This window comes from Acinetobacter sp. YH12218 (assembly GCF_013417925.1).
Classification (GTDB): Bacteria; Pseudomonadota; Gammaproteobacteria; order Pseudomonadales; family Moraxellaceae; genus Acinetobacter; species Acinetobacter amyesii.
In genome coordinates, this window is sequence record NZ_VPDB01000013.1 from 30,181 (window position 1) to 41,955 (window position 11,775).

At 42.5% G+C, this 11,775-nt stretch carries 9 protein-coding genes, 1 other RNA gene and 1 pseudogene; 3 read left to right on the forward strand and 8 right to left on the reverse strand.

Going from position 1 to position 11,775, the window contains the following annotated elements:
- Positions 1–18: 18 nt before the first annotated feature.
- From FTV03_RS18160 to ssrA, 3 genes and pseudogenes are all read right to left on the reverse strand, one after another.
- Positions 19–519: pseudogene (locus FTV03_RS18160) on the reverse strand (restriction endonuclease subunit S); the annotation flags it as partial.
- Positions 519–2,087, reverse strand: coding sequence for a type I restriction-modification system subunit M (locus FTV03_RS05755; protein WP_180040436.1), 1,569 nt, complete (start codon positions 2,085–2,087; stop codon positions 519–521). The gene FTV03_RS05755 and the pseudogene FTV03_RS18160, both read right to left, overlap by 1 nt.
- A 70-nt stretch (positions 2,088–2,157) precedes the next feature.
- Positions 2,158–2,517, reverse strand: a transfer-messenger RNA (tmRNA) gene (gene ssrA / locus FTV03_RS05760).
- A 128-nt stretch (positions 2,518–2,645) separates the two neighbouring features.
- Between ssrA and glpK the strand changes: the two genes are divergently transcribed.
- Positions 2,646–4,130, forward strand: a complete 1,485-nt coding sequence (gene glpK / locus FTV03_RS05765) for a glycerol kinase GlpK (RefSeq protein ID WP_180040438.1) — start codon at positions 2,646–2,648, stop codon at positions 4,128–4,130.
- Positions 4,131–4,202: 72 nt separating this feature from the next.
- Here glpK and FTV03_RS05770 read toward each other — a convergent pair whose 3' ends face one another.
- The 3 genes from FTV03_RS05770 to FTV03_RS05780 all read right to left on the reverse strand — a co-directional run bounded on the left by FTV03_RS05770 (position 4,203) and on the right by FTV03_RS05780 (position 7,647).
- Entirely contained in the window at positions 4,203–5,729 is a 1,527-nt protein-coding gene (locus FTV03_RS05770) for a DHA2 family efflux MFS transporter permease subunit (RefSeq protein ID WP_180040440.1), read from the reverse strand.
- Positions 5,730–5,735: 6 nt separating this feature from the next.
- Complete coding sequence (locus FTV03_RS05775) at positions 5,736–6,887, reverse strand: efflux RND transporter periplasmic adaptor subunit (RefSeq protein WP_180040442.1); 1,152 nt, start codon at positions 6,885–6,887, stop codon at positions 5,736–5,738.
- A 262-nt stretch (positions 6,888–7,149) separates the two neighbouring features.
- Complete coding sequence (locus FTV03_RS05780; protein WP_168379053.1) at positions 7,150–7,647, reverse strand: thioesterase family protein; 498 nt, start codon at positions 7,645–7,647, stop codon at positions 7,150–7,152.
- Positions 7,648–7,754: 107 nt separating this feature from the next.
- Between FTV03_RS05780 and hemB the strand changes: the two genes are divergently transcribed.
- Complete coding sequence (gene hemB, locus FTV03_RS05785; RefSeq protein WP_180010032.1) at positions 7,755–8,768, forward strand: porphobilinogen synthase; 1,014 nt, start codon at positions 7,755–7,757, stop codon at positions 8,766–8,768.
- Between the two features lie 137 nt (positions 8,769–8,905).
- Entirely contained in the window at positions 8,906–10,030 is a 1,125-nt protein-coding gene (thiO, locus tag FTV03_RS05790; RefSeq protein ID WP_180040444.1) for a glycine oxidase ThiO, read from the forward strand.
- 21 nt (positions 10,031–10,051) lie between these two features.
- On the opposite strand, the gene FTV03_RS05795 is transcribed toward thiO, so the two are convergent.
- On the reverse strand, positions 10,052–10,987 hold the full coding sequence (locus FTV03_RS05795) for a TIGR01777 family oxidoreductase (RefSeq protein WP_180040446.1): 936 nt from the start codon (positions 10,985–10,987) through the stop codon (positions 10,052–10,054).
- Positions 10,988–11,053: 66 nt separating this feature from the next.
- Entirely contained in the window at positions 11,054–11,503 is a 450-nt protein-coding gene (locus tag FTV03_RS05800) for an ABZJ_00895 family protein (protein ID WP_180040448.1), read from the reverse strand.
- Positions 11,504–11,775: the final 272 nt, after the last annotated feature.

The window sequence follows — 11,775 nt, forward strand, 5'->3', positions numbered from 1 at the left end:
AGCGGAAAGAAAAGAAGCGATTTTAGTTTGTTCTTCTTTGGATGGAATACTTATTGAAATATCTTTAATAATTCCAGCACTTAGATTTTTTTGACCACCGTCATTACTCAAATCACGTATTTCATCATAACGATTCATTAAGTTCTGAAAAATAAATTGCGTATTAAAACCATCTTTTAATTTAATTGCACAGCAAGCTTGGTTTGTAGTTGCTTCAATACCTAAAATGGCAACCTTCCCACGGGTAATCCCTTGTCCATACATAGCCATCAAAATAGTATCTTTAGGAAACAACTTAGCTGATGAATTATTTATTCCTTCTTTCGTAATAAATTCCTCTGCTGAATGAATCACGTTGAAATCAACTAAACTTGTTGTTACCCAAGGAATATAACCATCCCAGTATTCTGGATTTGCTCTACTCGGTGTACCACCTGAACTCACTAATGCAATTGTATCTATTTTTGATGTAGACCAATCACCATCAAATTCTTTAAACCGTAACTTAGGTGAAGCCATTACTTCACCTCCGCAAAAGGTGAATCAATGCCGAGTTCTGCACAAAACTTAGAAATTTCTGCATCAGTTTTTAGACTTTCAACCTCTAAGGCTTGAAGCTGTTTCGCTATTGCATCTAAATCAATTTCTTCTTCTGCTTCAAAAGTATCTACATAACGCGGAATATTCAGATTGTAATCATTATCAGCAATTTCTTGCAGACTCGCTACATATGCATATTTTTCAATATTCTGACGGTTTTCAAATGCACCAACGATATTATCTAAATGCTCTGGCAAAAGCTTGTTTTGATTCTTTTGCTTATCAAACTCGTTGCTCGCATCAATAAATAAAATATTGTCGCTATGCTCACGGTTTTTCTTCAACACCAACACACAGGTTGGAATAGTCGTGCCATAGAAAATATTGGCAGGCAAACCAATAATCGTATCAATCACATTTAACTTTTCAATTAGATGCTTACGAATGTGCCCTTCACTCGAACCACGGAACAAAACCCCATGCGGCAGTACAATCGCCAAAGTCCCATTTTCATCTAACTGATAAAGCATGTGCTGTAAAAACGCCATATCTGCCTTAGAACTTGGAGCTAACTTGCCAAAATCACGGAAACGCGGATCGCTTAAGTATGACTCACTCGCAGACCACTTTGCCGAAAATGGTGGATTCGCTACAATCGCATCAAATTTCAGTTCCATATGCTGTGGACGTTTTAAAGTATCTTCCTGCTTAATTTCAAACTTTGAATAATGCACATCATGCAAAATCATGTTCATGCGCGCCAAGTTATAGGTCGTACGATTCATTTCTTGACCGTAAATCGCATCCACATCGCCGACTTCACGCTTTACACGTAGCAATAAAGATCCTGAACCACAAGTCGGGTCATATACACTGCGTAGACGTTCTTTACCTAAGGTGACAAGTTTTGCAAGCAAAGTCGAAACCATTTGCGGTGTATAAAACTCACCTGCTTTTTTACCAGCACCTGAAGCAAATTCACCAATGAGAAACTCATAAGCATCGCCTAAAATATCAGACTCAGTATTCGATAGATCAAAATTAATATCGTCCAAATGTACGATCACACGGCTAATCAGCTCATTGCGGTCATCAGGCGTATTTCCTAACTTGGTCGAACTTAAATCCATGTCTTCAAACAAATGCGAAAAATCATCTGCCGCATCTGTACGCAGCGTACTTTGCTCAATTGCCTTAAGGGTTTTAATTACATCATCCAAAATGTATTTTTTTGCTCGAGCCAATGTTGCCATACTATGGAACAATTCTTGTGGCGCTAAGAAATAGCCCATACTGGCAAGACATTCTTCACGCACAGCACTCAAATATGCATGATTATTTGCAGTATCTTCGACCAATTCTGCAAACTTAATTTGATCAGGCGCCAAAATGTCGTTGGCATTATTTTGAATTTTTTCAGACAAATATTTGTAGAAGATCAAGCCCAAAATGTAATCACGGAATTCATCTGCCCCCATTTTACCGCGCAAAGTATTGGCAATATTCCAGAGTTGTTTTTGCAGTTCTTGAAGCTGGACTTGAGTCATTGTTGTACCAAAAAATGTTTTTAATTAATCATAAAAAAGCCGAACCCGAAGGTTCGACTTTTTTGAATTTTGGTGGAGATGGCGGGAGTTGAACCCGCGTCCGCCAGCACTACGCTCGAGAATACTACATGCTTAGATATCGTCTATTGATTTAGCTCTTTGTGACCCGACGAACAGGGTACAAATCGCGATCCTTTAAGATTTAGTATAAGACCCCAAGGCTTGATCTTATACGGACTTGTGTGCGTTCGCTTCAGTCGGGACCCCTAACCACAAGTATTCAGGGATGCGGACAAGCTGCCCTTAGGCAGCTAGAGCGTAAGTTTCGTCGTTTGCGACTAAAATATGCAAATTTGATTTACGAGAGAAAATGCGCTCTCGACATGCATCTATGAGTTTCATCACCAGCGTCGAAGCCAGAAACATCCCCAAAGTAGCGTCATCATAGCATAACTTCAAAAAATTGCGATGCAATTTCGAAACAATTACACATTGATCTGCGCTTAATTACATAATTGCGTTAATATTTTATTTTTCAAGACCACAAAAGAAAAATATATGAGCTTTTTATTGGCACTCGATCAAGGAACGACTTCAAGTCGTGCGATCATTTTCAACGAACATGGACAAGTTCAAGCTACAGCTCAACGGGAAACCCATATTCAAACTCCTCATTCGGGCTGGGTGGAGCAAGATGCTCAAGAAATTTGGAGTACACAAATTGCCGTCGTGCAACAAGCCCTCGCATCTGCTCGTATCCTCGCCAAAGACATCAAAGCCATTGGCCTGACCAATCAGCGTGAAACCACTGTGGTTTGGGATAAACGCACAGGTCAACCACTTGCTCCTGCAATTGTTTGGCAAGACCGCCGTGCAACCGAGTGGTGTGGGCAACTAACTCAACAAAACCTCAATGACCTCATTCACAAAAAGACCGGTTTACGCATTGACCCCTATTTTAGTGCTGGGAAATTGGTCTGGTTATTGGAACACACTCAAGGTCTACGTGAACTCGCTGAGCAAGGTCATGTGGCTTTCGGCACGATTGACAGTTGGTTGGTGTGGAACCTGACACAAGGTGCAGAGCATGTGATTGAAGCAAGCAATGCCTCACGAACCATGCTAATGAACTTGCAGCAACAAGCTTGGGATGAAGAACTCTTAGAATTATTTGATATTCCCCTTTCGGTCCTTCCTAAAATCATCAGTTCAGATGAATATATTGCAGATACCGCTACAGGTTTACTTGGCGCAAACATTCCCATTACCGGCATTTTAGGTGATCAGCAATCTGCGCTATTTGGACAGTCATGCTTTGAAGCAGGAACAGCAAAAAACACCTATGGTACAGGCTGTTTCATGCTCTTTAATACCGGCACTGAAGTTCAATATAGCCATAATAAATTACTCTCAACACTTGCATGGCAAGCTCAAGGTCAAACCCATTATGCACTTGAAGGTAGTGTGTTTATGGCTGGCGCAATCGTGCAATGGCTAAGAGATGGTTTAGGGATTATTCAAAAAAGCAGTGATGTTGAAAAACTCGCGTGCCAAGTGGAGCATACCGATGGCGTGGTTTTGGTTCCAGCCTTTACTGGACTAGGTGCTCCGCATTGGGACAGTGATGCCCGCGCCCTCCTCTGTGGAATGTCACGTGGTACAAATAAATCCCACATTGCTCGAGCCGCCCTAGAGGCCATTGCCTTTCAAGTGTCGGATGTATTGACCGCCATGCAGTCAGACCTGTCTAGTCCACTTAAAGAACTCCGAGTCGATGGCGGTGCCAGTAGCAATGATATGCTGATGCAATTTCAGGCCGATATTTTAAATGTGCCTGTACTGCGTCCTAAACTTTTAGAATCAACAGCATGGGGCGCTGCCGCAATGGCTGGACTCAAAGCGGGTGTGTTTTCAAATCTTGATGAAATTGCCGCATCATGGCAATTAGAACGTGCTTTTGAACCAAAAATGAATGCTGATCAACGTGAATTTCATTTGGCTCAGTGGCAGTCTGCACTCAAACGGGCGCGCTCGGACCTTTAATTTTTTTCAATCAACACCGTATGCAATAAAAAAAACCGCTCATTTGAGCGGTTTTTTTATACTTGATAATATTTAATGTGCATGACCACCACCCACACCTGCTTTAGGTCGTGGACAGAGCCAAATGATCAGTGCAGCGAATATAAAGACACCTGCCAAGACTAAGAACACATGATTGGCTGAAAGCGTTAAGGCTTCTTTATCCACCAAACTGGAGATATATCCCAAAGCAGCTTCTGAACTCATTCCATGATTCACCAAGGTATTTTGTACCTCAGTAACATGTAAATTACTGACCATTTCACTGCGTGCGACTTTGGTGTGATCATCCCAAATGGTTACTGCAATCGAGGCTCCAATTGCCCCTGCCATGGTTCTTAAGAAGTTCATCAAACCTGCTGCAGATGCCATGTCTTGTGGCAGTACAGATGCTAAGGCCATATTTGACAAGGGAATGAAGAAAAATGGCACGGCAAAACCTTGTAATATTTGCGGTAAAGCCAAAGCCATAAAGTCCGCATCCGTGGTCCAAAAGGCGCGCATAAGGGTTACACCGCCCAAAATACTTAAACCAAAACTCGCCAAAGCACGTTGGTCGTATTTGGTTGCAAGCTTCGCAACAATTGGCGACATGGTCAGACTACCGACGCCCATCGTTGCGGTGAGATAGCCTGCCCACGTTGCGGTATAGCCCAAGTTTATCTGTAACCACTGCGGAATCAGGACAATACTGCCGAAGAAGGCACCAAAACCAAAGGCCAAAGCCAAGACCGAAATGGTAAAACTTCGGTACTTAAACAGCAGTATATTCACCACTGGATGCCGTTCAGTCAACTCCCAAATCGTGAAAACGATCACCCCGACAAATGCCGTCAGTGCCAACACCACGATAAATGGATGATTAAACCAATCTCGCTCATGGCCTAAGTCCAACATCAATTGCAAGGCACCGATCCACAACACCAACAGCAGTAAGCCACCGCGGTCTATTTTCAATTTCTGCGTTGGAGTTTCAGCCGTTTTCAGTAAGCGCATCGCTGCGATAGCACAACCGATCCCGACAGGAATATTGATAAAGAAAATCCAATGCCAAGATAAATTATCACTGATCGTACCACCCAAAATTGGACCTAAAATGGGACCAACGACGGTAGTCATTGCCCACATCCCCATGGCTTGGGATTGCTTTTCAGGAGGGAAAATACGCATTAACAACGTTTGGCTCAGTGGCATAATCGGGCCACCAAACAAACCTTGCCCAATTCGGCAAAACACCAACATTTCCAAACTGGTCGATAAACCACACAGTATCGAAAATACCGTAAAGCCAAACAGGCTGATCACAAAAACCCGTACAGAACCAAAGCGCCCAGCGAGCCAACCGGTTAATGGCACACAAATCGCTTCTGCCACAGCATAGGAGGTAATGACCCATGTCCCTTGGGATGCCGATACTGCAAGGCTACCGGTAATATGCGGCACTGAAACATTGGCAATGGTCATATCGAGCACAACCATAAAGTTCGCCAATGCCAAGACCAAGGCAGCGAGAATCAGACGACCACCTTTCAGGTCAGTCATTTGCATTTGCTGATTCATAGGCAATTACTTCGATTTCAAGTCAATCGTCGCTTCCATAGACAGCCCCACACGTAGTGGGTGTTCTGCCAACTCTTTTGGATCTAAACGTATCCTCACAGGTAAACGCTGAACCACTTTAATCCAGTTTCCTGTGGCATTTTGTGCTGGAATCAAGGCAAATGCTGAACCTGTGCCACCAGAAAAACCAGTGACTATGCCATTAAATTTAACTTTGTCACCATACAGATCAGACGTCAGTTCAACTTTTTGACCCGCTTGCACCCCTGCCAATTGGCTTTCTTTAAAGTTGGCATCGACATATAACTGAGAGACAGGCACCACCATCATTAATGACGTTCCCGGTGCAATGCGTTGCCCAACTTGAATATTGCGACGTGTCACTACACCATCAAAGGGTGCTTTAATTTGTGTACGTTCTAAGTCCAACTGAGCTTGTTGTAGACGTGCTTGTGCAATTAAAACATCTGGGGTTGAATTTTCATTGCTGTCTTGAATTAATGCATCATTTGCCGCTTTATTACTTTGTGCCGCTTTTTGACTAGATTTGGCTTGAGCAAGTCCTGCTTGAGCCACATCAAAACTGGCTTTAGCCGTATTCACAGCACTCTGCGCTGTGCTTAATTCTTCTTTAGAAATCGCACCTGAAGCTGCCAATTGTTGACGACGTTGTAATTCATCTTGTGCTTTATTCAGATCGGCTTGTGCCTTCGCCACTTGTGCGCTTGCACTATGAATTGCATCATCACTGACAAAAATTTGTGAGTTTAAAGAACTACTATTCGCCGCAGTTTGTTTGTATTGGCGTTTTGCTTTAAGTAATTCAGCCTGTGCCTGAGCTAAGGCAATTTCAGCATCGCGCGCATCAATGCGAACAAGCACATCGCCTTTTTTCACTTGCTGCGTATCACTCACCAAAACATCTGCCACTTGCCCCGTGACCATCGAGGTAATCGACGCTGTTTCTGCACCGACATAGGCATTATCGGTACTGACGGAATGATTTAGAAATATTGACCAAATCAAATACATCACCAAAGCAATCACGATCAATACAGCCACTATACCAAGGCCTTTTTTTCTGCGTGCTTTTAATTCCTGATCGGTGGGCTGCTTTGTAGATGGGGTTTCTGGCAGGTTACTAACGGTATCTGTCATAGATTTGTCCTAAATCTAGCAGACTTGGTCATGGCATCATGAGCTTTGCAAAGCATGTCAACTTTGCTGTCAGATAATGGTGTCGTGAGAAAGTCTATCTTCTTCAATTTTCCGGCATTTTAAAGCTAAAAAATCATATCCTGAGAATAGAAAATGTAACTCGTCAGTCTTTTTTTCGTCGGCAACAGGATAAAATCATGCCCTGCTGCCAATACTGGACTTTATTTTTTCATTATTTTGAATGTGTTAACTTAAGAATGGCTTAATAAGCATACGATGCAATCGCCGTTGCAATCACTTTACCTTCATCATTGACCATGGTCATACGCATAGTGCAACCCTTACGGCCTAAACGTAAGGTTTCAGCTCGTGCAACGAAATACTGTCCACGTCCTGGCGCCAAATAATCCACACGCATATCGACGGTCGCTAAGCGAGATACCTTTTTACTCGTTTCTGCTAGATCTTCAGCTGTGGCCTTTTTATACAATTCAGCCATCGCTGAAATACCACCGATACTGTCGAGTAAAGTTGCCGCAACACCACCATGTAAAATTTGGAATGCGACATTTCCAATTAAATTACTGGCCATATCCACACGTGCTTCGATCTGACCATCAATCACCGTCATTTTCATGGCATTGTGTACAAAAAATGGGGAGCTGTTAAATGCTTGAGCAATGTTATTTAATAAAGTATCGATTTCAATCTTCGAGTTTAGGTCAATATTACCGGTCCAACTCTTATTTACATCTGTCATAGCCTACTCGAATCGCTGTCATTGAATAAAAAAATAATACGGGGTGCGCCAAACCCTCATTATGCGTCTACAATAGTCAAAGTTTAATACTGATCAATGAGATTGTTATGACCTATACGTTCAATCGTCCAGCTTTTCCTGCTACCCGCATGCGTCGCATTCGTAAAAATGACCAGCTTCGTGCCATGGTGCGTGAAACTCAACTGACGACTGATCATCTCATTTATCCAGTATTTGTGTTGCCAGGCCAGCAACAAACTCAAGACATTCCAAGCATGCCAAACGTACAGCGTCTATCTGCTGACTTGTTACTAAAAAAGGCAGAACGTTTACTCGAATTGGGTGTTTCAAAATTAGCTTTGTTCCCAGTTACACCACAGGAAGACAAAAGCTTAACGGCTGAAGCAGCTTGGCATGAAGATGGCTTAGTCCAAAGCACCATCCGCTTATTAAAAAAAGAACTACCAGAAATGGTTCTCATCACTGATGGTGCACTCGACCCATATACCACACATGGTCAAGACGGGATTATTGATGATACCGGCTATGTACTGAATGATGAAACCGTTGAATGCTTAATTAAACAAGCGCTCAGCCATGCCGAAGCGGGTGCAGATGTAGTTGCACCAAGTGACATGATGGATGGTCGTATCGGTGCAATCCGCCAAGCGCTTGAAGCCAATGGTCATATCTATACCAACATCATGGCTTATTCTGCAAAATATGCGTCTAGCTTTTACGGGCCATTCCGTGATGCGGTAGGTTCTTCAAGCAACCTCAAAGGTGGCAATAAATATAACTATCAAATGGACATCGGTAACCGTGCAGAAGCTTTACATGAAATCGCACTCGATATCCAAGAAGGCGCCGACATGGTGATTGTAAAACCGGGTATGCCGTATTTAGATATCGTCCGTGAAGTCAAAGATAATTTCGGTGTTCCAACATTTGTCTATCAAGTGAGTGGCGAATACGCCATGTTGGCAGGTGCCATTCAAAATGGTTGGCTGTCTGAAAACGTGATTATCGAATCGCTGATGAGCTGCCGCCGTGCAGGTGCAGATGGGATCTGGACTTACTTTGCTGAAGATGCAGCACTCATGTTGAAAGACATGAAATAACCTGCAAAGCCTTCCTGAAATGGTAACGTTCAGGAAGGCTTTTTTATCTCTGTAAAATTCAAAAAACAGTCATGGAAGAAAAACTTCGGCATTGCTGAAGTTTAGATCAAACTTATACATTCATCGGTTAAAAGAACATGAATATTGCCATTATTGGGGCGGGTGTTAGTGGTTTACTCACCGCATTGGAATTGGTTGAACGTGGTTGTACGGTGACAATTTTCGACCAACAACGCACAGGTTCCGCTGCATCATGGGCCGGTGGTGGCATCCTCTCCCCGATGTATCCGTGGCGATATCCCAATGAAGTCAATGCGCTCGCACGTTATGGCAAGCAGAGCTACCAAAAATGGAATGAAAAATTAAAACCTATGACTGGGATTGATTTTGAAATTCATGAAACTGGCATGTTGATTTTTGATGAAGATGATTTTGAAATTGGCTTAGATTATGCCCGTTTGCACCAAGACCCAATGCAACACGCTGATTATTTACAATCCGATCAAATTGAGCAGATTAATCCTCACATTTCAGCACGCTTTGCACATGGCATTTATTTTTCGCAATTAGCCAACATCCGTAATCCACGACTTTTGCAGTCATTAACGGCTTATTTACAGCAGCATCCCAAAGTTCAGATTTATGAACATTGCCCGATCCGCCAATTAAACCGTTCGGACAATCGTATCCAGTCCATCACCACCGCAGATGGTACGCAACATACAGCAGATCAATTCGTTATTGCCACGGGCGCTTGGTCAGCCGCATGGAGTGAACAACTAGACATTGAGATACCCGTACAACCCGTGCAGGGACAAATGCTTCTCTTTAAAACTCCGCAGAACTGGTTGCCGACCATGTGCATGAATAAGGTCATGTACTTAATTCCACGCCAAGACGGTCATGTGGTTTGCGGCTCAAGTATGCGCCAATGTGGCTTTGATACTCAGACCACAGATGCAACCTTGCGGCATATTCAAGAATCCTGCTTTGACATGGTACCAGAGCTTGCCAACTTTCCGATTGTGAAGTCTTGGGCTGGCCTGCGTCCATCTTCCCCTGAAGGGATTCCGTATATTGGGCAGATGCCAAATTACGACAATCTATGGGCAAATTTTGGGCATTTTAGAAATGGTTTATGCATGGGACCAGCTTCAGCTCAGTTATTGGCTGAACTGATGACTGGGGAAACGCCTTCATTCAATGCAGACCACTATAGTCCGACTCGCCTGTTTCAAGATGCGTTATTAAGCGTCGACTAATGGTCAATAGGCCAATTTCAATTAAGCCAATAAATCCTGTAAGGCTTCTTTTAACGTCGGAAATTTAAACTCAAAGCCTTGCTGTAATAATGCGGCTGGCTGAACCAATTGACCATTTAAAATTAATTGCGATTGCTCACCCAATAAAATTTTAAAGATAGTTGCAGGCACATTGAGCCACGGCTTTTTGGCTAATTGACGTGCTGCAATCTGCGCAAACTGAGCCTGCGTCGTTTTTTCCGGCGCAACTAAATTAAAAATATGCGGATCAATTGGCGTAGGTTCAAGCAACCCATATTTTTTCTCTGCTTGTTTCATTAAAAACAGCATACTTCGGATCACATCTTGTATATGTATCCACACAAAAGGCTGCCGACCGGAACCTATTTTGTTGACCAAATTGAGCTGAATCGGTCGCAGCATTTGCGGTAAGATTCCGCCACCTTCAGCCAAGACCACACCTAGTCGTGTGATAATGGTATTTTGTTCAGGAAATTGGCGTGTGACTTGCTCCCAACTTTGGCATAGCTCTGACATAAAAATGGCTTGTGGTGCAGCATTTTCATCGCACACTTTTGTCCATTGTTCTTCAATATCAATACCATAATAGCCAACAGCCGAACCTGAAATAATGCATTTCGGAAAAATTTTACGTTTACGTAAATATTGATACAGCGCTTCCGTGGTTTTGACCCGACTTTCTAATAATTGCTGTTTACGCGTCTCTGTCCAGCGACCTTTGCCGATACTTTCACCTGCAAGATTAATCACATAATCAATTCTGTCATGAGGAATTTGATCGAGCTGCTGTACCCAAGTTAAATGTGGCGATGTAGAAATACGCCCAGCCTTACGACTGAGCCCAATCACTTTATAATCCGCAGCTAAAAGTGCCTTGATGAGATGTGTGCCAATAAAACCGCTGCCACCCGTCAGCAGTACTGTGGGCTGATGCATAATTTGTTCTTATCTATATGAAATAATACTATTATCTATAGAACAAGATCACCAAACGATCAAGCTTTATGCACCAAACTTTTGAGCAGCCATCCGCTGTGCTTGCGGACCATAAAACCAATAGGTGATTAAATACAAAGGGATAGCCATCAGCAACAACATGATCACCATTAAACTCATAAACTGAGGATGTTGAATATAGAGCATTAAATTTTGCCAAATTTCAGGATCTTTTCTTGAAAAAATTACGATACCCAAAAGTACAAAACCAAAATTATATAACCAAAAAATCAGGCTAAAACCTAGGGTAAATTTTTTACGTTCTGCCTGTGTCGGTGCTCTCTGATTTTTATTTAAAAACCGAAATAACACCACGATCATGGCAATCAGGTAGGGTATGACCGTTAAAATACCACCCACACCCTGTGGCAATAATGCTGCGATCACACCGCAAATACAGGTCATGATTAAACAAATGAAAAAAAACAAGAAAAAATAACGTGTTAAAGACACCATGACCCTAACCCAAGAAGAAGTTGACACCTAGTATAAAAAAAAATGCATTTTTTTTCATTTTCATGTCAACCAATCTGTAATCAGCTACGTTATATAGGGTACAAGGTCTGTAGCAACCGATGATTTGGACGGCATCCACAATGTTTCGGTGACCTTTTTAAAAGCAATAAGTTTCATTTTGAATTTAAGTATGAACAGCAGCCATCACTTAAATTTGAAATCGATTTTTTGACCGACGATTTCATCATCACTCGAATCGTCGGTCTTTTATT